Origin of the sequence: Leptospirillum ferrooxidans C2-3, from assembly GCF_000284315.1 — a bacterium.
Taxonomy (GTDB): domain Bacteria; phylum Nitrospirota; class Leptospirillia; order Leptospirillales; family Leptospirillaceae; genus Leptospirillum; species Leptospirillum ferrooxidans.
In genome coordinates this window covers 1,251,688-1,275,366 of the sequence record NC_017094.1, presented here as the reverse complement: position 1 = coordinate 1,275,366, position 23,679 = coordinate 1,251,688, and the positions used below count along the sequence as shown (strand labels likewise).

Genomic DNA, 23,679 nt, shown 5'->3' with positions numbered 1-23,679 from the left:
TCCTCAATAATGAATCGTTCAAGACTTTTCATACGCAGTTGGCAGCGACGATTCTCTCAAATTCCGCCGGCTTTTCCGGAATCTCGGCGGTCAGGGCGGAAACGAAAACGGCAGGATCCTTGAGCGCAAGAAAGGGATTGAAGCGTTTTTCAAATCCGACCGTCGAGGAGGGTTTTCCGGAGATGCCCGCACCACAAACACTTCCGGAGGTATGGCCGGGATAGATTTCCACTTCGTCGGGAAGAGAAAGGATTTTGTCGCGGAGACTGTAAAAGATCTCTCCAGCCAGAATTTCCGGTTTCCCTCCCAGGTCCGGTCGTCCGACTGACCCGACGAACAAGGTGTCTCCGGTCAGGACGAACCATGGATCCTCTCCGCGGCGGAGATCAGAGACCAGAAGACAGATACTGTCCGGGGTGTGTCCCGGCGTATGGAGGATTTTCGTCAGGACATTCCCCGTTTCGAGAATCTCGCCATCTTTCAGAAAATGGAAAGGAGATCGTACGATCTTCCCGGCATTTTCGTGAAGGCAGAACTCTGCTCCGGTCCTTTCTGCGAGCCGGCGCCCTCCCGAGACATGGTCGGCATGAACATGGGTATCGACGACATAGGCAATGCGGACACCGGCTTTTTCAGCTTCCAAAACAAACCAGTCCTCATCGCCCAGGACGACATCAACCGCTATGGCTTTGCCCAGTCCTCCACATCCATAAAAATAGGACAGTGTCGCTTCCTGAGTCGCAAATTGTTTGAAAAACATGGGTACCTCTTTGTGTTAGAATTATTTAATTTTAGAAAGATTGCAACTATGAAAACTTTTGACTAGGATAGGCAGGGGTGGAGCATCCTGTCAAGTCTCAATGCAGTCAAAGTCAATGCAGTCAAACTGCAAAGCGCAGGATTCAGGAGCTTTCTGATCCACTTTCTTTCCATCTCCAGGAAAAGACTCTGGAGTCCTCCAGAGATCAAGAAAATGGAGTTCCCTTTATAAGGAGACATCGATGGAGAATACGGAAAAAGCACCAAACGGGGTCAATCTGGAGGCATTGATCGGAACCGTTACAGCGGTCAAGTCTGATCCCTCCCTTGCACGCTTCAGGTTCCGGGCCCATAACAGATGGGTTGCCGGGGCACATTCCAAAACGACAATCCAGGGGTTTTACGGAACGGGAAAAGAAGATTCTTCCAGAAAGAATCCTTTTGTTCTGGAAGGCGATGAACCGCCGGTCCTTCTTGGAGGCGATGCCGGGCCAAATGCCGTGGAGGCAGTTCTTCACGCTCTGGCGTCTTGTCTGGTTGTCGGATTGGTCTACAATGCCACGGCACGCGGAATCGGAATCGATTCCATGGAGCTCGAACTGGAAGGCGATCTTGACTTGCAGGGATTTCTGGGACTCTCAAAAAGCGTCCGTCCGGGATACGAAGGTATCCGAGTGATCTGCCGGGTCAAAAGCAGCGCGACGGATGCAGAGCTCCAGGATCTGTGGACCACATCGCAGGAGATCTCTCCAGTTCTGGATATTATCAGAAACCCGGTGCCGGTTTTTTCTGAGCTGAAAAAAGTCTGAAAAACATCGGCAAAAAATCATTCGAAGAGGATGTCTGAAAAATGGAAAAGTCTCTTCCGGAAGGAGCAGGCTCGTCCTGGCTTCTTTCCTTCCTGAAATTCTGGCTCGTGATACTGGATCATGGTCCAAGCCTTTTACTGGTCGTCCTGATGATTGTTGCTGGGGCGATCGGAACCGCAGGCTGTCCTTTTACGATTCCGACCATGCTGGGGATTGCCGGTACTTCCGGGGCCGAAGACGTCTCTTCCGGAAGAAGAAAGGGCCTCTGGCTGGGATCGGCTTTTGCTGGCGGAATGTGGCTTGGAATGATTCTTCTGGGAGCAGTCGCCGGAAGTGTATCGTTGATGGTTGGCGGGGAAATGCGGCGAATATGGAGCCTCGCCATGGTGGGGCTGGCCCTTTTTGTGGGAATCTGGATTCTCCGGAGAAAATCGCCTGGACATCCCGTATTCAAGTCCAATACTCCGGCAACCATCCCATGGGCTTTTTTTGTCGGGCTGGTCTATAGTCTCGGCGCTCCACTGATTTCTCTCATGGTTCTTTTCGGCCTGGGGATGCCTCACATGACGCCTGCATATGGCGCTTTGCTGGGATTTTCCTTTGGTCTTGGCAGGAGTGCCCCCTTTATTCTGGCTGGGGTTGCATCCGACCGGGTCCTGGAGGCAGGATGCCGGATCAACGGAATCAGCTGGGTGCGCTATGCAAGCGCCACGCTCATGTTTCTCGTGGCCGGCTATTATTTATGGCTGGCAAAAGTGTTTCCGGCTCAGACTTGACCAGATGATTGGAGGGTAAAAAATGCCATGGATGAACGGTATGTGGGCGATGGGCTGGATGTGGATTTTTCCGTTTCTTTTTCTGGCGGGACTCGGAGTTTTCCTGATGGTCTTCATGAGAAGAATGGGAGGGGATTCTTGCGGGAATTCCTCTCCTCCGCGCAAGGAGGAAACTCCGAAAGAAGTGCTGGACCAACGTTACGCAAAAGGCGAGATCACCCGCGAGCAATATCTTGAAATGCGAAAGGATCTGGACTGATTCGGCCGGTCTATCTCGATTACAATGCCACGACTCCCGTAGATCCGGAGGTTGTGGACGCCATGATGCCCTGGTTCCGGGAACGCTTCGGCAACCCGTCCTCCGATCATTTCTTTGGGCGGGAAGCCAAGGAACAGCTGGAATTCTCACGGGCAGAGGTGGCGACTCTGATCGGGGCGAAAGCGGACGAGATTGTCTTGACCGGTTCCGCTTCCGAGGCCAACAATCTGGCGATATTGGGCACCACTCAGGAACTGGGAAGAAGCAACCCCTCCCTTGTGATTTCAGCCGTCGAACATCCGTCGGTATTGCAACCATCTTTACGCCGGAAGGAGGAGGGTTGGGGGTCTGCTTCTTCTCCCGGTCGATTCCTTCGGTCGTGTCGACCTTCGGGAGGCTGAAAGAGCGTTCGGCAAGAACACAGCGCTGGTATCGGTCATGCTCGCCAACAATGAGACCGGAACGATCCAGCCAGTGCGTGAAATTGCGAACCTTGCCCACACCTGTGGTGCATTGTTCCATGTTGATGCGGCTCAGGCGATTGGCAAGATCTCCGTCGATGTGAATACGATCGGAGCCGATCTTCTGACCGTTGCCGGCCACAAATTCTATGCTCCCAAAGGGATTGGGGCCCTGTATGTACGTGAGGGAATATCGCTCTCTCCGATCATGTCAGGTGCGGGCCATGAAAGAGGGCTTCGTCCCGGGACCGAAAACGTCCCTTATATCGCGGCCTTGGGCACGGCCGCCCGACTGGCGCGGGAGAATCTCCGGGAGGAGCCGGCCAGAATACAGAGGCTTCGGGAGAAACTTCACGGAAGACTCTCCGCCGCCATCCCCGGACTCCGTCTTAATGGGCATCCTGAGGATCGGCTTCCCAATACGCTGAACCTCTCTTTTCCCAAGGTAAAGGGATGGGATCTTCTCTCCGCCACCCCCGGGATTGCGGCCTCCACGGGAAGCGCCTGCCATGGGGGAATCCATGCGGCGAGTCCGGTCCTTCTCGCGATGCATCTCGAAAAAAGTCGGGCCTTGGGTGCAGTCCGGCTGACTCTCGGCCGTTTCACGACCGAGTCGGAAATCGATTTTTCAGCGAATCTCCTGATCACCGCATGGCGGGAGCGAACCTCCTGATGGATGCCGCTTCCTACGATGGCTGGTATGAATCTCCGAGAGGGGTTTGGGTTGGAGAAACCGAATATCGCCTGATTTCCCGATCGCTCGATCATCAGGCGGGAGACTCTCTCCTGGATATCGGGTGCGGGACGGGATGGTTCACGCGACGGTTCTTTCGAAATGATCTTCATATAACCGGCCTCGATCCGGATCCTTTCGCGATTGCCTTTGCCAAAAGGAAAGGCCCGGACACGATTCGCTGGATCCGGGGAGACGCCCGGTCACTCCCTTTTCCTGACCGAAGTTTCGATCGGGTCTTTTCTATAGCGGCTCTTTGTTTCATCGACGACGAACTGCGGGCCACAAGCGAAATCGTGCGCGTAACGAAACGCCGGTTTGCCATCGGATGGCTCAACCGGGACAGCCTCCTTTACCGGAATAAGGGTCGGGAAGGGGGAACCGGGGCTTATCAGGGAGCCCGATGGCATCATCGGCAGGAAATTTCCAGCTTTTTTGCTGATTTGCCAGTTCAGAAGCTCAGGATGCATTCCGCTGTTTTTCTGCCTTCAGGAACGACATGGGCCAGGGTGCTTGAGACCGTTACACCAAACAGCTGCCTTTTTGGATCACTTCTCATGGTTTCTGGAGAGAGACTGTGACCGGTCCGGATAAAGACTGATTTCTGCCCGGGTGCCTGTCCTGTCTTCCCCCGCTCGAAACAGGTGATCAGTCCGTATCCCGATCAAAAAATCTCAGGTGGAAAAAGTGGGCGCTCATCCACGGAAGGAGCAGGATCAAAAGACTTCCGGCGACAGCCGCCCAGAATAGTCCTTTTCGTACCCGATCGCTCCGAATCCCTGGACCATCATTCGGTTTACACAAGGACTTCTGTCCCCGTTCCGTGTAACGTCGGATGCCCCACCCAAGTGAAAGAAGAGAAAAAACGATAAGAAGAGGACGAGCCCGGTCCAGAAATTCAAGCCGGCTGGCCCAGGCACCACCCAATCCGAGAGAAATCAGAACCACCGGAATAGCACAGCACCCCACGGATAAAACAGAGGTCAGGAATCCGAAGATCAGTCCAATACTTCCTTTCTCCTCTTCTGGCTCTTTGTTTACCCTTTCTGGTTCCATCACGATTCCGTACAGGTTTCAACGCATTGGCATGCGCCGGTACCATTTGAGGAAGTGAACAGGGACTCTGGCGCACGGTCCTGCACATAACGGCTTCCGGAAAATAGGGAAGCCTCAGCCCGGGCCAGTTCCTGCCCAAGATAGGCGGCATGGTCCAGCCGGGAAACCAAACGATATTTGATTGCCGTTGTGGCGATTTCAGCCGGATCCATCCCTGTGATCACTTTGTTCAGCCGGCCATTGTTCTGATAGTGTTCAACAACAAGTTTTTTTCGGGCAGGATCCGGGTAGACGACAAAATATCCTGCCGGATCGGGAACCATCCGTGCCGGGAGATCCCCCGTCAAAACCTCGATTGTCGGGAGCGATGGAAAAGGATCGGATCGCCCCGGGTTTCTGGTCGTGCACTCCCGGATCCGTGCCAGAATTTCGTCTTGATTTTCCACACCCTGCATATCGAGCAATGTGATCACGTTCCGGAAATGTTCAACGGCATCCCGACCGATGTTTTTAAGTATCGGCCGTTTCCCCAACGCTCCATTTATTTTTCCCTTTTCGTCGAGCCCTGCTGACATCAGGGAGACCAGCGATTGTCCTGGCAAATGTCCAACAGACTGCCTTGAATCCGCTCCGCAAACGATCAGAAATCGGATATGGGGATTGCCCAGAACGTTGGTGATGATCCGTTCGATGCCGAGGTTTTCTGTATGGAGGGTTCCGATAATGGAAAGTCCCGTCTCGACACTTTTAGAAAGTGTTTCGAATAACCGGACATCGCTCAGAGTGCATACCGCGACCGGTGCCTGGTAACGAAGGACCCGGTAGTCCCCAGGAAGAGGTGGCCATCCTTCCTGTGCTTTTGGGAGATCCGTCGGGCAAGGTTCAAGCGACACAGCACCCCCCTCCTCGCTTAACGCATTCAACGCCAGTGCGGGATAGCATACCTCGCACCCCAGACAGTCATAGCGGCGTTCAGTGAGTTTTTCTGTCCCGCCGCGGATCGCATCCGAAAGAACCACCGGCCACCCCGATTCAGGAAGAGATGTGTCAAGAGAACGTAATGCGTCGTGGAAGCATCCGCATGGCCAGCATTTTCTGGCCAAAGAGGCTTCTAGCAAGTGCCCGGCCGCCACATTTGAGGCCGTCGGGATTGCCGGTTCATTCTTCATAGGTGGGGACCCCCTCAGATATCTTGAGCACAGAGGGACTCTTTTGAGGAAGGTCTTCGACGAGGCACAGCCCCTTGTCTAGTAAACTCACAACACAAGGATCCACGATCCGGTAATGAATTTTCAGCCCACTTCGCCTGGAAACAAGGATTCCCTTGTCGGCAAGACGCTGAAGCTGGTTGGAAACGGCCTGAGGCTTCATTCCTATGGCTTCTGCAATCTCCCCGACGCACAGATCCGGGTGGCGAACGAGCGCGTGGAGCAGTCGAAGTCTGGTGTGGTTTCCCAGGATTTTAAAAACGGACTCAAGGCCCTTTGCGAGAGGAGAGTCTATAAGCGGTCTCGTCTCAATCTCGGGCGTCTGGGAAGAAACAAACTTTGATGAAGGGGAAGGAATCGTCATGATCTCTCCTAAGACATAATTACACTGATCAGTGTAATTATGTCTTAGGGCTCTGACGATGTCAATTCGCCAGTCTGAAGAGATCAGAAGACTTCAGGATTATTGGCCGGGCATGGAGTCCACGCTCATCTGCCCCCCATAAATTGAACAAAATCAATCGATCCTTTAGAATTCCAAAAGAAGCGCTATCCGCCATTTTCATCATTCCGGATAGGCAAGTGACCTTTCTGTGACTCCTTTCTTCTATTATCCATCCTCGCTTATGGCCCATTTCGATCAGCCACAGTAGAGAGGGTTATTGTGACAACTGGCGACAGCGATTCTTATATGCATCCCGATCCTGAAGAGGATAAGGATTTCCTGAAAGACAGGATCCGGTTCCTCTATATTTCGGGAACGATCGGAATTGCCTCTTCCGCCATCATGGCATTCATCGAATTTCACAGAGATGAATTTTTTCGGGTTATCCCTTCCACTCTTTTCTCGATCATTGCCCCATTTCTTCTTTTCTCTCTCTATCGTGACAGAAAAAGCTACAGAAACGTGTTGACGGGGTTTGCGGGGTTGATCCTTTTCCAGCAGATTCTTGGCGCCTTTTTGTCATTCAATGAAGTTCTCATGATCATTTGGTATCCGGTCTTCCCATTAACCTACTTTTTTTTGCTCGGATACCAAAAGGCACTTCTCTGGAATGCCGCGGCGGTCATCGGGATTATCGCTGGATACCTCTCTTTTCCATTTTTGAACCACATTCCACCGGTTTCATTTCCGATCTTCCTGAGCTCCCTTTTCGCCTATCTTGTCGCAGTGATACTGGCCTGGTACCACTATGGGGTGATCCATACCTATCAAAATCGCCTGAAAAAAGAAGCTCTCGTGGACAGCCTCACAGGAGCGATGGTCCGAAAGGCAGGTCTTGGACACTTATCCACCCTGATGACCCAAAACGATAGAAACCCGGAGATGACGGTGTTCGTTGTTCTCATGGACATCGACAACTTCAAAGCCATCAATGATCAGGATGGACATCAGACGGGTGACCAGGTTCTTATTCAGGTCGCTGCCTCCATACACCGATCCATCGGAAAATCGGATTCTTTTATCCGGCTTGGAGGGGAAGAATTTCTCCTCCTGATTCCCGGACAATCTTTTGACACCGCCCATTCCCTCACGGAAAAGATCCGCAAACAGATCGAAGGGGATGTCAAACGCTCTGATGGTTCCGGGGTCACCGTAAGCATTGGACTGACACAATACAGGGTGGGAGAGACGCTGAGCAGTCTTTTGCACAGGGCGGACAACCTGATGTATAGCGCAAAAAAAATGGGAAAAAACAGGATTTGCTGGGAAACACCCAAAAAAGGGGGAAATTTTTCAGCCGAACCTTCTCCCTTCCCACAACCTGAAATCTGCTGAGGAGGTTTTGCTTTCCTGCTCCGGCTGATTGTTCAGGAGATCCCCATAAAAACGCAAAGGATCAGAGAGGAGGGCATCCTCCTCTCCAGACTCATCGGGGCAAAAAGAATCCTCTTCCTTACTTCTCTGTAATCAACTCAATCGAAAGGGGAATCGGATTCGTCAGACAATAAACCGCCGGACACTGTTCCCGGGAATGAACTTCAATTTCCTTCAAGAGGCTCTCGTTTGCCTTGCTCTTGACCGTCAACGAAATCCTGACTCCGTCCGTTAAAGGATTTTGAGAGATGCCAAGAGGTCTTGTCATATCGACCGTGTTTTTGACCTGGATGGAAAGCTTATCGATCACCACCCCCTTCTGGGTCGCGACCATCACATACGTGGATGCAAAACATGAGGCCATTCCAAAAAGACAAAACTGAAGCGGATTGGGTGCACTCCCTGTCCCGCCCATGGGCGTCGGGTTGTCCATCGTAAGGGTTGCCGATCCTTTTTCATAGGACAGGGTTGCCTTGAATTGGGGACCGGACTCCTCCATTACCCATTCTCCATTCACGACATTTTCCTTGACGGCCTTTTCCGGTTCTTTCGTGAAGACTTCGACTGTTTTCCTGATGGCATCGAGGTTGACGTGGTTCATGATGATCTCCTTCTGTTTGTAGGGGAGGGGAAGAGTATTTTTTCCGGAGAAGTTTTCATTTTCACCCGGGTGATTTCCTTGGGCGGTTCGATCTGCTCTATTGAACAGAAATAGGGAACTTCACTGTCTTAGCCCATTGATCCTTATTTTGGGGAATGGTGTCAAGGGGAAAGATTAATCATCGGGAAATCCGTTTTGGTTTTCAGAATGCACCTATTGATGGCGGATCAACTCTCCCGATGGAGTTCAGGATTCTTTTCTCTTTTCTCCGGAGCCAGATGATGAGTCGGCCGATGATCTTCCGACCTTTCTGGGAGCCTTCCTGTTTTCTCATTTTCGTAAACCTCCTTCTCAGGCTATAAAAGTCATTGAGGCGACCAAGCCTTTCCAAAACCTCGCGGACCGTTTCAAGCTCCGGCCTGTCCGGGTGATCCCTTTTGTTTTCAGGAAAGAACTCTGAAACGTACCGAAATGTTTTCAGGGCAATCCGGAGCCGATGGGCACACTTTCTGGATGTTCCCACACGAGATCTCGAATGAACTTCCCGTCCAAGAACAAGAATCGCCCGGGCCCGGAAGGAATCGAGACTTTCATTCTCCCCAAGCTTTGAGAATTTCTCCGAGAGCAACCTGGTTTCCAGGATCATCTTCATGAATGGCTTTGAATCCAGGAGTTTATCCGCTTTTTGGGTCGAACGTTTTTGCCGGGCCCTGGAAAGAAGACAGAGGTCATATTGGTCTTCTGATGAGAAGAACCGCTTCTTGATCTTCGGAACAATCGACTGGAAAAAAATTTCCCACTCCCGGGCAGGGGCCAGATTGGCCCGCAATCGTCGGGAGAGACGCTCAAGCTCCGAGATCTTTTGAAGGAGATCCCCAGAAAGGGGAAGGTATTTTGTAAGAACCCAAAAGCTTTCAAGACGGCGCAGGGAGACCCTGACCTGATGGAGGGCATCCGGAATTTCAAACAGGACAAAAAGGGCCGCATTGACCCACATCTGCTCGACAATTTCCAACAGAACAGCAGACAGGGCCTGAGGAAGAGCAATTCCCGGAAGGAGAATGGGCGCATGGGATTTTCTGGCCTCCGGGGAATGAAAGACCGCCTGGGCCTTGTCTTGTCCCGGAAGAAAGCGGAGTTCGTCTGCATGACATTCAAAAAGTTTTGAATGTTTCATATCTCCCTCCCTGAAGGACAAAGGATCAACCGGATCAATGCCCTGTCCGTCTGCCAGTCCAAACAGGATACCAGAGCCATCCCTGAAATAGGGAAGGATAAATACTCCTATTCATATAATCTATCATAGAAATGATAACAAAAATTATTTAAAAAGATGCTAGCAATTTAAATTAAATAACTTTTTTTATTTAATAACATTTTCTCCCTCTAAATAAGGAAAAATTCATTGGTTGGCAACTGTCATTTCGGTTTGGAGGATTAAAACATTACGGTGGACCAAACGCACCCGGAGGAAACGGTCCCTTTACGATGACCACCTTTCTGGGAATTGCCTCTCCGGTCAAAACGCCTGTTATCGGAACACCCGTCGCTCCCTGATTCTTCTTTTCCGGTTGCCCGTCATCCATCGGGCAGCCGGAACTTCACCTTTCCTCCCACATCTCCCATCCATGATTGAGCTCACAAAATAGATGGGGTATCTTTTAGAGAACCATCACGATATTCCATCCGAACAACAGGTTCCTAAAAATCAGGACTCGACCTTTTAAAGAGGGGAGCGAAATGGGCGGTTTGGTGAAACGAAAACTGTCTGTTCTGGCACTTTTTGTCTTGATCTTTCTTCCGGCTTGTTCTGAAAACAAAATTTCACTGAACTACACGCCATTGGTCAATCATTCGCTCCAGATGTCCCACAAGAACCTGATCGTCACAACCCTTCAGGATCACCGCTTCCGACTTTACTCATTTGGAGCGAACTCGATGCCGGATGTCGCCGGGTGGGGGCAGGGGACAGGGACGCTCACAACGCCTCAAAGCATCCCGAAGCATGTCTCCCAAGCCATTGCCAGGCAATACCGGGATTTTGGGGCCGATGTCCGTTACCGGCCGGATATCGCATGCCACATTACAAAAGAAAAAGATGGAACATACAGGGCATCAACGTCATACCCGGGAGCGCTCCTCTGCGGCTCCATCATCGATTACCAGTTCCAGATCGATCATTCCGTTGTCGGAATCGGAACCTACATCTCAACCTTCGACATGGCTGGGGGAGCTGTTATCAAGGCGCAGGTGGCTCTCCACCTTTTTCTCGTCAAGGGCGATACCATCCTGTGGGATGGGTATGTGGGAGCAAGTGACGGGATGAGAGATGTGAAAGGCCCCCACCTGAAAGAAAAGGCGGTTGGTATTCTTGAACATACTTTAGGGCTGACGATCGAGCAGTCCGTGAAAGATGTCTCTGACGAACTGGAAAAAGTCTGAAGCACTGATCCCTGGTGCACTGCTTCTTCAGACAGGACGATTCAAACCCCGTTCGGGAAACCTGTGTTATAACATTCAAATGCCGTTATCCGGTGACACGGATCGATAGAGACCGAATCTATCCCGGAAACGCAATTCATCCCAAGAGAATGGAGTCTCTTCTAAAAAAAGGAGCGTATTTTGCAGCAAAAGAGCGATCATGTCTTTGAACGATGGCCACAGGACGGTCTGTTTTCCGAGATCAATACAAGCAAAGTTGATTTGGGAAAAGGATTGACCGGAGTTCTGGCACTTCCCGAGGAAAAAGGACCACGACCTGCTGTTATTGTCATCATGGAAGCCTTCGGTCTTAATGATTTTGTGGTGGATGTCCTTCGGCTCTTTGCGAAGGAAGGGTATGTGGCCCTCGCTCCGGACATTTATCATGGAGCCATTTATGATTACGAGAACTTTGGTCCTGCCATAGAGCATCTTTCCACGTTGAAGGATCATGAGGTTGTCTCCGAAATCGGCCTCTCCATTGATTACCTGACCCATCGTAAGGAAGTGGATCCCGAACGCCTTGCCGTATCGGGTTTTTGCATGGGGGGACGCCTGTCCTTTCTTTCCCTTGCGACCTATTCGGAGAAGCTCAAGGCCGCCGTGGCCTTTTATCCCGGATCCCTTGCGATCGAAGGAAAAGATCGACTGGGAAGGGAAGGCGTTCTTTCGAAGGGAACTCTTCTCAAATCTCCCGTTCTCTTTCTTTATGGAGCGGATGATCCCTCCATTCCTCCATCAGAGCATGCAAAGATTGTGGAAACGCTGGGTAATTGGAAAAAGGAATATGTCCTGGCAGCCTATCCTGGCGCTGGACATGGTTTTTTTAACGGCAGAAGAAACTCCTATCACCTGGAAAGCGCAAAAAAAGCCTGGGATCTTGCCAGGACTTTCCTGCACTCCTGTTTTTCCGGCACACCGTCCCATTGACGACACTGGTTAACGATCCCCCGATGGGTCCCGAAACGTTACGGGGCCCATCACCTCCCCGAGCAGCCACTCCCAGAAGATCCCGGACAGGAATCAATAGATGCTGAGGTTTTTGAAAAACCAGTTGGCCATCCGTCCTGGTTTTTCCATCGTACCCGGGGTCATACTGTCCGGGGTGGGAGGAGGAATGGCCTTTCCGGTCCTTCCGCTCGCAGCCCTGAATGCCGGTGTTTCCCTGTCCTTCATCGGCCTGATCATGGCCGCCAATCGGTTGGTCAGGATGGTCTTCGCTCCCATTGTCGGGAGCCTGGTGGACCGTTTTGGGGGAAGGGCTGTCTTTCTTTCGGGCATTCTCGTCAACATGGTTGTCATGGCCTTGTTTGCCATGGGAAGTTTGACCGGAAAAGAAGGAGCCTTCTTTTTTTCCGGTCGACTTCTTCATGGTGTCGGATCTGCCTGTGTGTTCGTCTCAGCCCAGACGCTGGCCCTCTTTGCCGGAGGGAAAGAGTCCCGGGGGAGATCCACATCCATCGTCAGGGCGGCCCAGTCCTCAGGAACACCGCTGGGATTTATCCTGGGAGGGGTTCTCGTCACCTTTCTGGGAGAGGTCACGACATTTTTGCTGGCGATGTTTGCTCTTCTCGCCGCGTTTCTGGTGGCATTCCTGACCCTTCCCAACCTGGGAAAAACGGCCCCAGAGCGGCATAAGGAGCTTTCTCCTGAAAAGCTTCACTGGAACTGGCGGTTTATCCCCTTGTTCCTGATGGTCTTTGTTTTTACTTTCTCCCTTCAGGGAGTTCTGCTTTCGACCCTCGTTCTGTGGGTTCATCATCGACATCTTTCCATCGGCCACCTGCAGTCACAGGGTACCGCCGGGATCCTTCTGGCCATTGAGGCGTTTTGCTCGGCGGGATTTTCCTTATTCTCCGGACGGATCGCTGACCGATGGGGGAAACCGGCACTTTTGGCAACGATTGGATTTTCCCTGGTTTTTTCGGGGCTTTTCCTGTTCGCAAAAGAATTGAACGGGATTTTGCTGTATGGCGCCCTGATCCTGCTGGGAATGGGAGCGGGACTGGTCTGGATCAACCTGCTTCTTTTTCTGGATACATTCATTCCTCATGAAATGAGGGGTCGGGGGATGGGGGCGATCCAGTTTGTGGGAGACTCCGGTAGCGCCATCGGAGCATTTATCGGCCCTGTTTTGATGCTAAAGGGGGTAGGGGCTCCCTATTCGATGGCTGCGCTCCTGACGACCGGAGCCGTCGCATGCGGGCTCATCCTTCTGATGGCAGAGAAAAAAATCCCCCAAAGACCATGACCATAAAAATAATGGCCTCTCAGTCTTGGTAGACATTCTCAATCCTACGGGGATAGGAGTGGTCTGAAAGCATCCGTTGGCTCTTCTGTTTTCGGAAAAACGAAACGGGTTGGGCCAGAAAAAACAGTCCGGAAACAAGAGAAACAGCGCCGAGCACTTCAAATGTCCGGGAAATTCCCAATTGACCGGTCAAGGCGGGAAGAAGAGCGGAACCCACTGAAGCCAAAAGAAGAAAGCCCGCACTCAAAAGGCTCATCACACTTCCGAGAGCCGATTTGGGGGTGAGGCAGAAGACTTTCGCATGAACGACCGGATGAATAACGGACAGCAATCCGCCGATAAAAAAGGCTTCAAAAAACGCTTCCGCATTGTTCGACGCATTTCCCAGGAAAAAGATCATTCCGCTTGAAGCCAAAAGGGCCAGAGGAGCCATTTTATCTCCCTGTTCCTTCTTTTTGAGAAGCCCCCTCGACATCAGGACCGACATCGCGAGCTGCCCCACACCAAAAGAGGTCAGCAACCCTCCGAAAGCCATTCCCCCGCTTCCGAGTCTGTCGGCGACAAGCTCGGGCAACAGTAATGTCAGGGGAATGATCAGAAAACCAAAAACAGCGTAAATGGCGAAAGATTCCATCAGCTCTCCCGACCGGAAGATCTCCCTGGCCCCCTCAACCCCCAGGAGTTTGCCAAAAGACAGAGGTTTTTTGGGGAAGACCGATGATTCTTCCGAAGCGGTCGTCCGGATTTTCCAGAGAAAAATGACCGAAAACAGGAATGTCACCGAGGCCACTCCCATCACCAAGGGTGCTGCCACTGTCGTCAAGAGGGCTCCTCCAAGCAGCGGTCCGATCAAGACCCCAGCGTTTCCGGTCGTCTGGATCGTTGAATTGGCTTTCAGGATCTCCTCAGGATTCGATTTTTCCAAAATGGAGGGGATAAATGAGTAAAGACCGGGACCGAAGGCTCCCGAGCAGACCGTTGTCAGAAGGACAATGACCTCAACGGAGGCAATGGTCAGGAAATGAAAGAGATAAAGAACCGGTATGGCCAATGAAAGGAGTGTCCTGAAGAGATCCAGGACGAGAAGGACCGAGCGTTTGTCGTGATGGTCAAAGAGGGCTCCGGTCACCGGTGAAAGCAAAAGCGGCGGAAGGTTCTGAAGAACTCCGGTGAGGGCAACCGCGCCCACCGAGTGGGTTTCCCGGTAGATATAATACAGAAGGGCGACACGGGCGATATTTTCACCCACCTGGGAGACGAATTGTCCGAGAAAAAGGTACCGCATCTTGCTGGCTGTTGTTTGTATCACTCTCAAGGGAGACCTCTTTTCCTCTATGATAGGGTTTCCAATCAAGAAGCAATTGGTGGACCAATCTGAGAGCCAAGACTCATTTCCTTGAAAAAGAAGGACTTAATTTTTTCGTAAATTTTGGAGTGTGTCCCGTTGGGAAAAATAGCGACAAGCCCTGTTTCCAAAAGAAACAGGGCCCGGATGAGAAAGACGCTAGGAGGGTTTTTCCTCAAGATTGGAAAGCTTTGAAAAAGCGTCCCGTATACCGTCGGACCATTGCCTCCTCAATTCATTGAAATAGGGGTCCGATTCAAGGATGTGCCATCTCATGTCGACTTTCAGGGAATCCTTTCTGTAGCACACGAGATCGATGGGAAGCCCGACAGATATATTGCTTCTCATGGTCGAGTCAAAAGAGACCAGAAGACATTTTGCGGCATCGGTCAAGTCCGTATCGGCCCTGATCAGCCGGTCGATGATGGGCTTCCCGTACTTGGCTTCGCCAATCTGGAAGTAGGGGGTTTCCTGGGTGGCTTCCACAAAATTTCCCTGGGCATAGACGTGAAAGAGCCGCGGCTCTTCCCCCAGAATCTGTCCTCCCACTAAAAAGGAAGCATTGCTGTCGATATAGTTCTTGATAAGGTGGGGACCATCTTTTGCCTGGACCTCCCGCAAAACCTCCCCCACCACACTCGCGACATCAAACATCGAGGGTGCGGACCATAATGTTTCACGGCCATCCCCGGAATGGGCCCTCCGGTCAAGATTGGAGAGTGTTGCCTGGGTAATGGAAAGATTTCCGGAGGTCAGGATGACAATCACCCGGTCACCTGGGCGCTCGTAGACCTTCATCTTCGAATAGATGGATATGTTGTCGACCCCGGCATTCGTCCGGGAATCAGAGCCAAAGACAAGACCCTTGTCCATCATCATTGCCGCACAATAGGTCATTGAAACCGTCCTTGCATGGTTGGGCCGCTATGGGCTTCCGGAGAGAAGTAAACCTGCTGGATCTCGTTAGAAAGAGCCTCGATCCTTTTCAGAAAATCATCAATGTATTCATGAAGCCCCACTTTAAAAATGTCCTCAATCCGGGAAAAATGCAACCTGGCATGGATTTCCCCGGCAATTCTGCGAACCTCTCCACCCGAACGTCCGCCGATCATGGAAAGTGTTCCCACAACCTGGTCGAGACAGGCATGAAGGGAGCGGGGCAGATCTTCCCTGAGAAGAAGGAACTCGGCCACCTTCATCGGGGTGATCGACTGCTGGTAGATTTTTCGAAAGGCCGTAAACGCACTGAGGGATCTCAAAAGGGCACCCCACTGGTAATAGTCCGCCGCACCTCCGATATCTTTCGGGTCCGGAAGAAGAATATGGTATTTGACATCGACGATTCGGGCTGTACTGTCGGCCCTCTCAATCGATGTTCCCAGCTGGATGAAATGGAAGCTTTCGTCTTGAAGAATGGTTCCGTGCGTAATTCCATTAAACAGGTGTGCCCTTTGTTTGACCCAGTCAAAAATCGGCCGTAAATCGGCTTCATTCTTGGCTTTCGCCTGAAAGCTTTGATAATCAAGCCATGTGTCATTGATGCTTTCCCACATTTCCGAGGTGATAGTTCCCCGGACCCCCCTCGCATTTTCCCTCGCCCGTCTGAGACTTGCATAGATACTGACCGGGTTGTCCTGATCAAAGCCCATGAACAGAAGAACATTTCTGGGTGTCACGCTTTTGTACCGGCTCAAAAAGGACTCACGGGTATCCGTGATGTTCAGGGGAGCGTTCCATTCGGTAAAGTCGGGGTTCTTTTCATGGGGTATCAAGGACATGATATACATGATGTTGAGAACCCTGGCCGTGTTCTGGGCTCTTTCCATATATCTTGCCATCCAGTAAACATTTGATGCGGTTCTGCTGAGCATCTCATTCCTCCTCCAGAATCCATGTGTCCTTTGTCCCGCCACCCTGAGAAGAATTAACAACCAGAGAGCCTTCCTTGAGGGCCACCCGGGTCAGCCCTCCCGGAATCATCGACACCCCGGTTCCCGACAGGACAAATGGCCTGAGGTCGACATGTCTTGGCGCGATCCCGGAGTTTACGAAGGTCGGACAAGTGGACAGAGAAAGAGTTGGCTGGGCAATAAAGTTGGCCGGATCCGCAAGGATTCTTTTCCGGTAGTCCTCGATCTCTTTTTTGGAGCTCGCCGGGCCGACCAGCATCCCGTACCCCCCGGATCCACCCACTTCCTTAACAACCAGCTCCGAAATATGATCAAGAACATACTGAAGATCCTCATGATTCGATAGACAATAGGTCTCGACATTCTTCAAAAGGGGCTTTTCTCCCAGATAGAAATCGATCATCTTCGGAACAAATGTATAGGTCGACTTGTCGTCTGCGACACCAGTCCCCAAAGCATTTGCAAGAAGGATGTTACCAGCCCGATAGGCATCAAGAAGACCCGCTACCCCGATCATGGAGTCTTTCCTGAAATATTTCGGATCAAGAAAATCATCGTCGATACGGCGGTAAATGATATCGACCTGCTGGGACCCCTGGGTCGTTCTCATGTACACCTTATCGTTTGACACGAAAAGATCCTGACCCTCAACGAGCTCGACACCCATTTGCTCCGCGAGGAAGGCATGCTCAAAATAAGCGCTATTGTAAACACCCGGTGTGAGAAGGACCGAGCAGGGGGACTGATTTCCGTGCTGGCTTCTGAGAAGCTCCTGAAGCGTGTGAAGGAGAGTCTGGGGGTAATGGTCTACCGGGGCGATGTTCATCAGATCGAAGACCTCGGGAAAGAGACGCATCATCATGCTCCTGTTCTCAAGCATGTACGAAGCACCCGAGGGAGTTCTCAAATTGTCTTCCAGGACATAGAACTCATGGGGGGAAACCCTTACGATATCCACTCCGGCAATGTGAACATAAACACCGCCGGGAGGGGTGACATTTTCCAGCTCTTTTCTGTAGAGGGAATTTCCCATAATCTGGGACTCGGGAATAATGCCCGCCCGGATGATTTCCCTACCGTGATAAATATCGTAAAGAAAAGCGTTGATCGCCCTGATTCTCTGACAGGATCCGTTCGAAAGGATTCTCCATTCCGATCTTGAGAAAATTCTTGGGATGATATCGAAGGGGATTTGACGTTCCCCGGACTGTTCGGCTCCATAGAGAGAAAAGGTGATGCCGAGACGCTTGAAAAGGGCCTCCGCTTCAGCCTGTTTGTGATGAAGGATGGAAATATCGACCTTGTCCATCCACCTTTGAAAAACCTCATAGGCCGGCCTGGGTGTCTTTTCTGGAGAAAACATCTCGTCAAAGATTGTTGGAGAAGGTGTTTTTTGTGGGGTCTCTGTCTTGTTCATCGAACCTGCCTCCTCCGGAATGCCGTTGAAGTCATTTCTGGAAATACAGGTTATGAAGCAACTTGTGTGCCACAAATGAAGTGGATTCGGATATTGATGAATCATCATAGATCATAAGATATTTATAATGAATTGACTACAGAACCCTCTCAACTGTTCAAAAGCCTGAACACAACAGAAAGACAATTTTGTTTACATAGTAACTTTTGCGTCCACCTGTCAATAGAAATATTCGTTCCGTCGAATGAAAGGCCGTTCATATGATCAAACTAGTGTCTGTTTTATCGAAAATCATTTTAATTATCGTTTTTATTTACCAATTTGAGGTGATTACTCTCAATAATGCCTGGGGGGCAGACCCTGCACCCAACCCTCCTTCCAGTGTATCCCAACCCACCAAAGATCAAAAATCCGGCAAAATCCCGGTTCAAAAACCCTCCACCAAAACCATCCAGCCCACAAACTCCCAACCCGCCCCTATCGATACCGAAACCACTCCGCTCTCCCGAAATGGACGGGATGCGATCGAAGCCTATCGACATTCCTGGAACCCAATGACCGCCGGCCCGAACTATATGCCCCAGGCGGATTCCCTCCCGGAGGGAGAGTTCAACGGACGATTTTTCTTCTACGGTGCGCTGACTGAAGGAGAATACTCTGACAGCGGGGGAATCAACGGTCTTCCTCAGGGGTTTTCCAAAAATCAGCTTCTGGCTCTTTTTGCCATGTTTTATGGAGTGGATGCCAATACAGAACTTGTTTTTTTGCCCTCTCTCCTCGGCACTTTTTCCTCCTATCAGGGACAGGTCACCGACGGAGCGGGATTCAATGACACCACCATCGGAATCAAGCATCGCTGGGTCATCCAGGATCCCGAAACCTCCAGACCCTCCTTTTCGACGGCGCTTCTTGTGACTGTTCCAACATCTTCCTGGCTTGGCACCCCGCTGCCAAAGAGCTCCACACTTCCTCCCCTGTCAGTGGTTCCATCAACGCATCTCGGGGAACCAAGCCTGACCGCCGTTTTCCTGACCAGAAAAAACATCAAGCCAATCAGAATCTATGGTGATTTTTTGTACTCATACTCATTCCCCGGATCGGGAGTCTTGCCCGGGTCAACCAAATCAACCTTCAATCAATACGGCGATATTGCGCAGTACCGTCTGGGAATTGAAGATGTGATCAACGATCAGAGGGGACTCGGGATCATTATGGAGTTCGTGGGGCTTTCAGGGCTTCCCTTCAGCATCGATGGAAATACAGTCTCGGCTCGACCGAATACTTTCAACATTCTCGGTGTTCAGCCGACCTTTGAAGTCAATCTGACGGAGCGGCTGGCCATGTCGGCGGGCGTTCTTCTTCCCGCATTCGGGACAAATGAATATCTTGCTGTTACCCCTAACTTTTCCCTTTGGTACTACTGGGGAGGAATAGACGGGAAGGTGCTCCCCCGGTAAATCTGGCCAGGGTAGACAGCCTTCCCCCGGAGCTTGCGGAAAAACAGGATGGAGAGGGGACTCGGACATTATTGTCACCAAACCTTATCGGACCGCCTTGACTAGAATGGAGGTGGGGAGTACCATTTTTTCAGAAGGTTAGTTGTCCTGAATCGGGCCTTATCCAAGGAGATGCGTCATGATGGACAAATTTACAGAAAAAGGTCGCAAAGTTATCATTATGGCAAGGGAAGAGGCCGAAAAGCACCAGAATGATTATCTTGGGACGGAACATATTGTCTTGGCTCTTGTGCGTGAACAGGACGGAATACCGGTCTCTGTCCTCAAAAGGATGGGGCTGACTCCCGAACAGATCCGCATGGAAATAGAGAGGAATCTTCTGGGTGGCACATCGACGCTCACCTTTGGAGAGCTTCCTCTTACACCCCGTGTCAAAAAAGTCATCGAATATGCTGTCGATGAAGCCCGTTTGCTGGGCCATACACATATTGGGAGCGAACATCTTCTTCTGGGAGTCCTCCGGGAAGAGGATGGTATCGGTGGAAAAATCCTCAGGGCTTTGGGTGCCAATCTGATGGCGGCAAGACAGTTGACCGCCAGTCTTCTGAAACGGGCAAACTCTGGCTCCGCCAAGGAAAAAGAACGGAAAAGCAACACTCCGGCCCTTGATGACTTTGGCAGGGATCTCACACAAATGGCTGTCGAGAACCAGCTTGATCCCGTTATCGGAAGGACCGAGGAAATCGAACGCGTTCTCCAGATTCTGGGAAGAAGGGGCAAGAACAACCCGATCCTTATCGGAGAGTCCGGCGTGGGTAAAACAGCCATCGTTGAAGGGCTCGCCCAGAAAATCGTGGCGGGAGAGGTTCCCGACAATCTTCTGAACAAGAGGGTCATCGCGCTCGATCTGGGATCCCTTGTCGCCGGGACCAAGTATCGCGGCCAGTTCGAGGAACGTCTGAAGATTGTCATGAAGGAAGTGGTGACAGCCGGAAATATCATCATCTTCATTGATGAACTCCATACCTTGGTTGGAGCGGGAGCGGCCGAAGGCTCGATCGATGCCTCCAACATGCTCAAACCGGCTCTCTCCAGAGGAGAAATCCAGTGTATTGGAGCCACCACACTTGATGAATACAGAAAATACATTGAAAAAGACGGTGCCCTGAAGCGTCGCTTCCAGCCCATTCAGGTGAACGAACCCCCTGTTGAGGAAGCGGAGCGGATCATCATGGGTCTCAGGGATCGTTATGAAGAACATCACGGAGTCCAGATCACGGACGCCGCCATTCATGATGCGGTCACATTGGCCCAACGGTATGTGACAGACCGGTTCCTGCCGGACAAGGCGATTGATATCATTGATGAGGCGGGCTCCCGCGCCAAGCTCAAGAGCTTTTCCCTGCCGGAAGATCTCAAGGGACTTGATCAGGAGCTGAAAAGGGTCATCAGGGACAAGGAAAAAGCCATTCGAGTCCAGAACTTTGAGGAGGCGGTCAGACTTCGTTCGGAGGAGGATGTCCTCAAAAAGCAGTCCGAAGAGGAAAAGCTGCGCTGGAAAACCGAGCAGGAGAGAAACAAGCCTGTGATCGGCCCTGAAGAGATTTCCGTCATTGTTTCCAAGATGACCGGAATTCCCCTCTACAAAATAGAGGAACAGGAAAGCCAGAAGCTTTTGAAACTGGAATCCGAGATGCATCAGAGAATCGTTGGTCAGGATGAAGCCATTTCCGCCATTGCACGCTCGATCAGACGCTCCCGTGCAGGGATCAAGGGAGAAAAGCGTCCGATCGGATCCTTTATTTTCCTGGGACCGACAGGTGTCGGAAAGACGGAGCTTGCGCGAACGCTCGCAGAGACCCTTTTTGGAAATGAAGAGGCTCTTATCCGGGTCGACATGTCCGAGTACATGGAACGGTTCAATGTTTCCAGGCTGACCGGAGCACCTCCCGGTTACGTCGGGTACGAAGAAGGCGGACAGCTGACAGAACGGGTCCGTCGCAGACCATATTCCGTTGTCCTGTTTGACGAAATTGAAAAGGCTCATCCAGACCTTTTCAATGTACTTTTGCAAATTCTTGACGATGGATACATTACGGACAGCCTTGGACGCAAAATCGACTTCAAGAATACTGTCCTGATCATGACATCCAATCTTGGTGCCCGTTCGATTGAAAAAGAGGGCAGCCTGGGATTTCAGCGAGCGGGGCTCGATTCCAAGGAGAAGTTCGTCAAGAACTCCATCCAGGAAGAACTCAAGAGAACCTTCAACCCTGAATTTCTCAACAGGATTGACGATATCGTTGTCTTCCATCCGTTGACGGAGATTCACCTTGAGGCGATCGTTGATCTCAGAATTGAAGACCTGAACAAGCGGCTTGTCGAGAAGGGGATCTCGGTAACACTTACTCCTGAAGCCAAAAAGTGGCTCGTCAAGGAAGGCTATGAGGCCCATTATGGTGCTCGGCCGATGAGAAGGGCGATACAACGACATATAGAAGACAGACTCTCCGAAATGATCATTTCCGGACAGTTCAAGGATCCGAAGAAAATCCGGGTGGAACTCCGGGAAGGTCACCCCGTCTTTATTGAAGAAGACATGATGGCGCAAGTCGGCTGACAGGGAGTTTTTGGAAAAGATTGAAACTTCTGGGTATAGAAACATCTTGTGACGATACATCTGTAGCCCTGGTCGATGAGACCGGGGCTACTTTATTTCTGGAAACGCTTGGCCAGGAAACTCTCCACGAGCGGTATGGAGGAGTTGTTCCTGAAGTGGCCTCAAGGGCTCACGCCCAAATTCTCCCCTCTCTCGTCCAAAAGGCGTTTCAGGAAACCAATACGGATATCTCTGAACTTCTCGCAATCGCAGTCACCAGAGGACCAGGTCTTTCAGGATCCCTCCTGGTGGGGGTCTCCTTTGCAAAAGGTCTTGCCTTCCCCCATGAAATCCCCATCGTTCCCGTCCATCATGTCATTGCCCATCTTCGTGGGGCCTTCGACCAGATCTCGGATCTTCACGGAAAAACATTGGGTCTCGTTGTTTCCGGAGGCCACACCCATCTTTATGACGTGACCCGCTGGCCCAAGCTGAAGCTGATATCCAGAACGGTCGATGATGCCGCGGGAGAAACCTTTGACAAGGGTGGAAAGCTCATGGGGCTGCCATTTCCCGGAGGGCCGGCGATAGAGAGGATGGCCAGTGTCAACACCCGCTCAATCCTTCCCTTGACCAAAGGTCCCATCCGAACGGAAGATCCGCTGAATTTCAGCTTTAGCGGGATGAAAACGGCTTTTTCCCTGAAGCTTCGGCAAACCATCCATGCCAATGCCGGGGTGTTGTCTTGCGAAGATCAGTCTTTATGGGCGGATTCCTTGCAGACGGCGATTTTGGACCATCTGTTCAGCCGAATCACCAAAGTCATCGAAGCTGAGTCACCCGATACCTTTCTCCTGGGGGGCGGCGTGGCCATCAACCGGGCTTTGCGAACACGCATGGAGAAACTGTGTCACCAAAAAGGGATCAACCTTCTGATGGCCCCTCCAAAACTCTGTGGAGATAATGCCCTTTCCATCGCCATGATTGGCCTTGATTCCATGAAACAGGGACTTTTCACCCCTTTTCCCTATCGGAATTTTTCCGTTCAGGCCCGATGGGATCCCTCCGAATAGAACCAAGCTTCTGATCTGCCACCTCGAATGGCTTTCTCTGCTTTTCCAAACTTTAGTTGACTTGACAGACCATCAGTTTTCATGAATTCGATTCCTGTTTTTTCAGATATTTCTTTTATTTCTGCAGAAATATCTCCTCCGTCATTCTCCTTTTCCACTCAATTGACAAGTAGCTTGTGCAGGATCAATATCTCGTTGAACTCATTCTGAAAGGGGACCAATATGTCAACAACATGGATTCTTTCGGCAAACCGGTCAACGGCAACCATTTACCAGAGTCAGGGCACGGGACAGCCATGGACACTCGTAAAAACCTTGGATCATCCTGAAAAACAGTGACATGGCAAGCGATGTCGGGGGAAGAAACAATACCGCTTCCGGACAGGGTTCCCGACCCGCTGTGGAATGGTCGACGTCTCCCCATGAAGCGGATTTGACCCGTTTTACCAGAGTTATTGAAAAAGAGCTATCCAGTGGCAGGACACATCAGAAGTATGATCGGCTCGTTATTGTGGCACTTCCCGAATTTGTGGGAAAATTGAGGGAGTGTCTTGATAACAAGGTTCAGGAAACAATCCTTCAAACGATCGCCAAGGATTATACGGGACTGTCTCCAAAAGAAATGCGAGAGAAAATCAATGCGGTCATTCTTCTCTGAGCCATTC

Annotated in this window: 26 protein-coding genes; 15 read left to right on the top strand and 11 right to left on the bottom strand. The window is 51.2% G+C overall.

The window, feature by feature from the left end; genetic code table 11:
• Positions 1-28 precede the first annotated feature (28 nt).
• Positions 29-760 (bottom strand): MBL fold metallo-hydrolase, encoded by a 732-nt coding sequence (locus tag LFE_RS06445; protein ID WP_014449425.1) that lies wholly within the window; start codon positions 758-760, stop codon positions 29-31.
• 241 nt (positions 761-1,001) lie between these two features.
• Here LFE_RS06445 and LFE_RS06440 point away from each other — a divergent pair, with 241 nt between their 5' ends.
• The 6 genes from LFE_RS06440 to LFE_RS06420 all read left to right on the top strand — a co-directional run bounded on the left by LFE_RS06440 (position 1,002) and on the right by LFE_RS06420 (position 4,378).
• Positions 1,002-1,568, top strand: a complete 567-nt coding sequence (locus LFE_RS06440; protein ID WP_014449424.1) for an OsmC family protein — start codon at positions 1,002-1,004, stop codon at positions 1,566-1,568.
• 41 nt (positions 1,569-1,609) lie between these two features.
• Entirely contained in the window at positions 1,610-2,344 is a 735-nt protein-coding gene (locus LFE_RS06435; RefSeq protein ID WP_014449423.1) for a hypothetical protein, read from the top strand.
• A 22-nt stretch (positions 2,345-2,366) separates the two neighbouring features.
• A complete protein-coding gene (locus tag LFE_RS06430; RefSeq protein WP_014449422.1) occupies positions 2,367-2,603 on the top strand; it encodes an SHOCT domain-containing protein in 237 nt (78 codons plus the stop codon).
• Between the two features lie 62 nt (positions 2,604-2,665).
• Positions 2,666-3,004: an aminotransferase class V-fold PLP-dependent enzyme gene (locus LFE_RS14525; RefSeq protein ID WP_014449421.1), complete on the top strand. Its 339-nt coding sequence runs from the start codon at positions 2,666-2,668 to the stop codon at positions 3,002-3,004.
• The gene (locus tag LFE_RS06425) at positions 2,901-3,737 is read left to right on the top strand and encodes a cysteine desulfurase family protein (RefSeq protein ID WP_198408026.1); all 837 of its coding nucleotides are present in this window, start codon (positions 2,901-2,903) and stop codon (positions 3,735-3,737) included. The genes LFE_RS14525 and LFE_RS06425 overlap by 104 nt, the downstream gene beginning before the upstream one ends.
• Positions 3,737-4,378 carry a class I SAM-dependent methyltransferase gene (locus tag LFE_RS06420; RefSeq protein ID WP_014449419.1) on the top strand — a complete coding sequence of 214 codons (642 nt, stop codon included), beginning with the start codon at positions 3,737-3,739 and terminating at the stop codon, positions 4,376-4,378. The genes LFE_RS06425 and LFE_RS06420 overlap by 1 nt, the downstream gene beginning before the upstream one ends.
• Before the next feature lie 67 nt (positions 4,379-4,445).
• Here the strand turns inward: LFE_RS06420 and LFE_RS06415 are convergent, their stop codons facing one another.
• The 3 genes from LFE_RS06415 to LFE_RS06405 are packed head-to-tail and all read right to left on the bottom strand — an operon-like array spanning position 4,446 to position 6,425.
• Positions 4,446-4,853 (bottom strand): mercuric transporter MerT family protein, encoded by a 408-nt coding sequence (locus tag LFE_RS06415; protein ID WP_014449418.1) that lies wholly within the window; start codon positions 4,851-4,853, stop codon positions 4,446-4,448.
• The gene (locus tag LFE_RS06410; RefSeq protein ID WP_014449417.1) at positions 4,853-6,022 is read right to left on the bottom strand and encodes a DUF4346 domain-containing protein; all 1,170 of its coding nucleotides are present in this window, start codon (positions 6,020-6,022) and stop codon (positions 4,853-4,855) included. Before LFE_RS06410 ends, LFE_RS06415 begins: the two co-directional genes overlap by 1 nt.
• Entirely contained in the window at positions 6,012-6,425 is a 414-nt protein-coding gene (locus LFE_RS06405; protein WP_014449416.1) for an ArsR/SmtB family transcription factor, read from the bottom strand. Before LFE_RS06405 ends, LFE_RS06410 begins: the two co-directional genes overlap by 11 nt.
• Positions 6,426-6,725: 300 nt before the next feature.
• On the opposite strand from LFE_RS06405, the gene LFE_RS06400 reads away from it, so the two are divergent.
• On the top strand, positions 6,726-7,841 hold the full coding sequence (locus tag LFE_RS06400) for a GGDEF domain-containing protein (protein WP_014449415.1): 1,116 nt from the start codon (positions 6,726-6,728) through the stop codon (positions 7,839-7,841).
• A gap of 118 nt (positions 7,842-7,959) precedes the next feature.
• On the opposite strand, the gene LFE_RS06395 is transcribed toward LFE_RS06400, so the two are convergent.
• From LFE_RS06395 to LFE_RS14115, 3 genes are all read right to left on the bottom strand, one after another.
• Positions 7,960-8,481, bottom strand: coding sequence for an OsmC family protein (locus LFE_RS06395; RefSeq protein ID WP_014449414.1), 522 nt, complete (start codon positions 8,479-8,481; stop codon positions 7,960-7,962).
• 202 nt (positions 8,482-8,683) lie between these two features.
• Entirely contained in the window at positions 8,684-9,658 is a 975-nt protein-coding gene (locus LFE_RS06390; RefSeq protein ID WP_014449413.1) for a CHAD domain-containing protein, read from the bottom strand.
• Positions 9,659-9,926: 268 nt separating this feature from the next.
• Positions 9,927-10,067 carry a hypothetical protein gene (locus LFE_RS14115; RefSeq protein WP_158310244.1) on the bottom strand — a complete coding sequence of 47 codons (141 nt, stop codon included), beginning with the start codon at positions 10,065-10,067 and terminating at the stop codon, positions 9,927-9,929.
• A gap of 154 nt (positions 10,068-10,221) precedes the next feature.
• On the opposite strand from LFE_RS14115, the gene LFE_RS06380 reads away from it, so the two are divergent.
• The 3 genes from LFE_RS06380 (at position 10,222) to LFE_RS06370 (ending at position 13,213) form a co-directional block, all read left to right on the top strand.
• Entirely contained in the window at positions 10,222-10,923 is a 702-nt protein-coding gene (locus LFE_RS06380; protein ID WP_014449412.1) for a hypothetical protein, read from the top strand.
• Between the two features lie 180 nt (positions 10,924-11,103).
• On the top strand, positions 11,104-11,892 hold the full coding sequence (locus LFE_RS06375; protein WP_014449411.1) for a dienelactone hydrolase family protein: 789 nt from the start codon (positions 11,104-11,106) through the stop codon (positions 11,890-11,892).
• A gap of 100 nt (positions 11,893-11,992) precedes the next feature.
• On the top strand, positions 11,993-13,213 hold the full coding sequence (locus LFE_RS06370; protein ID WP_014449410.1) for an MFS transporter: 1,221 nt from the start codon (positions 11,993-11,995) through the stop codon (positions 13,211-13,213).
• A 19-nt stretch (positions 13,214-13,232) separates the two neighbouring features.
• Here LFE_RS06370 and LFE_RS06365 read toward each other — a convergent pair whose 3' ends face one another.
• From LFE_RS06365 to LFE_RS06350, 4 genes are all read right to left on the bottom strand, one after another.
• Positions 13,233-14,522, bottom strand: coding sequence for an MFS transporter (locus LFE_RS06365; RefSeq protein ID WP_148272575.1), 1,290 nt, complete (start codon positions 14,520-14,522; stop codon positions 13,233-13,235).
• 195 nt (positions 14,523-14,717) lie between these two features.
• A complete protein-coding gene (locus LFE_RS06360; RefSeq protein WP_014449408.1) occupies positions 14,718-15,455 on the bottom strand; it encodes a proteasome-type protease in 738 nt (245 codons plus the stop codon).
• Entirely contained in the window at positions 15,452-16,429 is a 978-nt protein-coding gene (locus LFE_RS06355) for an alpha-E domain-containing protein (protein ID WP_014449407.1), read from the bottom strand. Before LFE_RS06355 ends, LFE_RS06360 begins: the two co-directional genes overlap by 4 nt.
• A gap of 1 nt (position 16,430) precedes the next feature.
• Complete coding sequence (locus LFE_RS06350) at positions 16,431-17,885, bottom strand: circularly permuted type 2 ATP-grasp protein (protein ID WP_014449406.1); 1,455 nt, start codon at positions 17,883-17,885, stop codon at positions 16,431-16,433.
• A 260-nt stretch (positions 17,886-18,145) separates the two neighbouring features.
• Between LFE_RS06350 and LFE_RS06345 the strand changes: the two genes are divergently transcribed.
• The 5 genes from LFE_RS06345 to LFE_RS06325 all read left to right on the top strand — a co-directional run bounded on the left by LFE_RS06345 (position 18,146) and on the right by LFE_RS06325 (position 23,672).
• Positions 18,146-19,342 carry a hypothetical protein gene (locus LFE_RS06345; RefSeq protein ID WP_014449405.1) on the top strand — a complete coding sequence of 399 codons (1,197 nt, stop codon included), beginning with the start codon at positions 18,146-18,148 and terminating at the stop codon, positions 19,340-19,342.
• A gap of 178 nt (positions 19,343-19,520) precedes the next feature.
• A complete protein-coding gene (locus LFE_RS06340; protein WP_014449404.1) occupies positions 19,521-21,962 on the top strand; it encodes an ATP-dependent Clp protease ATP-binding subunit in 2,442 nt (813 codons plus the stop codon).
• Positions 21,963-21,982: 20 nt separating this feature from the next.
• Positions 21,983-23,014 carry a tRNA (adenosine(37)-N6)-threonylcarbamoyltransferase complex transferase subunit TsaD gene (gene tsaD / locus LFE_RS06335; protein WP_014449403.1) on the top strand — a complete coding sequence of 344 codons (1,032 nt, stop codon included), beginning with the start codon at positions 21,983-21,985 and terminating at the stop codon, positions 23,012-23,014.
• Between the two features lie 222 nt (positions 23,015-23,236).
• Complete coding sequence (locus LFE_RS14360; RefSeq protein WP_148272574.1) at positions 23,237-23,353, top strand: host attachment protein; 117 nt, start codon at positions 23,237-23,239, stop codon at positions 23,351-23,353.
• A gap of 1 nt (position 23,354) precedes the next feature.
• Positions 23,355-23,672, top strand: coding sequence for a host attachment protein (locus LFE_RS06325; protein ID WP_014449401.1), 318 nt, complete (start codon positions 23,355-23,357; stop codon positions 23,670-23,672).
• Positions 23,673-23,679: the final 7 nt, after the last annotated feature.

Coding starts and splice junctions, on each gene's coding strand:
- LFE_RS06445 (WP_014449425.1), bottom strand. CDS start 760: ATGTTTTTCAAACAATTTGCGACTCAGGAAGCGACACTGTCCTATTTT.
- LFE_RS06440 (WP_014449424.1), top strand. CDS start 1,002: ATGGAGAATACGGAAAAAGCACCAAACGGGGTCAATCTGGAGGCATTG.
- LFE_RS06435 (WP_014449423.1), top strand. CDS start 1,610: ATGGAAAAGTCTCTTCCGGAAGGAGCAGGCTCGTCCTGGCTTCTTTCC.
- LFE_RS06430 (WP_014449422.1), top strand. CDS start 2,367: ATGCCATGGATGAACGGTATGTGGGCGATGGGCTGGATGTGGATTTTT.
- LFE_RS14525 (WP_014449421.1), top strand. CDS start 2,666: ATGATGCCCTGGTTCCGGGAACGCTTCGGCAACCCGTCCTCCGATCAT.
- LFE_RS06420 (WP_014449419.1), top strand. CDS start 3,737: ATGGATGCCGCTTCCTACGATGGCTGGTATGAATCTCCGAGAGGGGTT.
- LFE_RS06415 (WP_014449418.1), bottom strand. CDS start 4,853: ATGGAACCAGAAAGGGTAAACAAAGAGCCAGAAGAGGAGAAAGGAAGT.
- LFE_RS06410 (WP_014449417.1), bottom strand. CDS start 6,022: ATGAAGAATGAACCGGCAATCCCGACGGCCTCAAATGTGGCGGCCGGG.
- LFE_RS06405 (WP_014449416.1), bottom strand. CDS start 6,425: ATGACGATTCCTTCCCCTTCATCAAAGTTTGTTTCTTCCCAGACGCCC.
- LFE_RS06395 (WP_014449414.1), bottom strand. CDS start 8,481: ATGAACCACGTCAACCTCGATGCCATCAGGAAAACAGTCGAAGTCTTC.
- LFE_RS06390 (WP_014449413.1), bottom strand. CDS start 9,658: ATGAAACATTCAAAACTTTTTGAATGTCATGCAGACGAACTCCGCTTT.
- LFE_RS14115 (WP_158310244.1), bottom strand. CDS start 10,067: ATGGATGACGGGCAACCGGAAAAGAAGAATCAGGGAGCGACGGGTGTT.
- LFE_RS06380 (WP_014449412.1), top strand. CDS start 10,222: ATGGGCGGTTTGGTGAAACGAAAACTGTCTGTTCTGGCACTTTTTGTC.
- LFE_RS06370 (WP_014449410.1), top strand. CDS start 11,993: ATGCTGAGGTTTTTGAAAAACCAGTTGGCCATCCGTCCTGGTTTTTCC.
- LFE_RS06360 (WP_014449408.1), bottom strand. CDS start 15,455: ATGACCTATTGTGCGGCAATGATGATGGACAAGGGTCTTGTCTTTGGC.
- LFE_RS06355 (WP_014449407.1), bottom strand. CDS start 16,429: ATGCTCAGCAGAACCGCATCAAATGTTTACTGGATGGCAAGATATATG.
- LFE_RS06350 (WP_014449406.1), bottom strand. CDS start 17,885: ATGAACAAGACAGAGACCCCACAAAAAACACCTTCTCCAACAATCTTT.
- LFE_RS06345 (WP_014449405.1), top strand. CDS start 18,146: ATGATCAAACTAGTGTCTGTTTTATCGAAAATCATTTTAATTATCGTT.
- LFE_RS06340 (WP_014449404.1), top strand. CDS start 19,521: ATGATGGACAAATTTACAGAAAAAGGTCGCAAAGTTATCATTATGGCA.
- LFE_RS14360 (WP_148272574.1), top strand. CDS start 23,237: ATGTCAACAACATGGATTCTTTCGGCAAACCGGTCAACGGCAACCATT.
- LFE_RS06325 (WP_014449401.1), top strand. CDS start 23,355: ATGGCAAGCGATGTCGGGGGAAGAAACAATACCGCTTCCGGACAGGGT.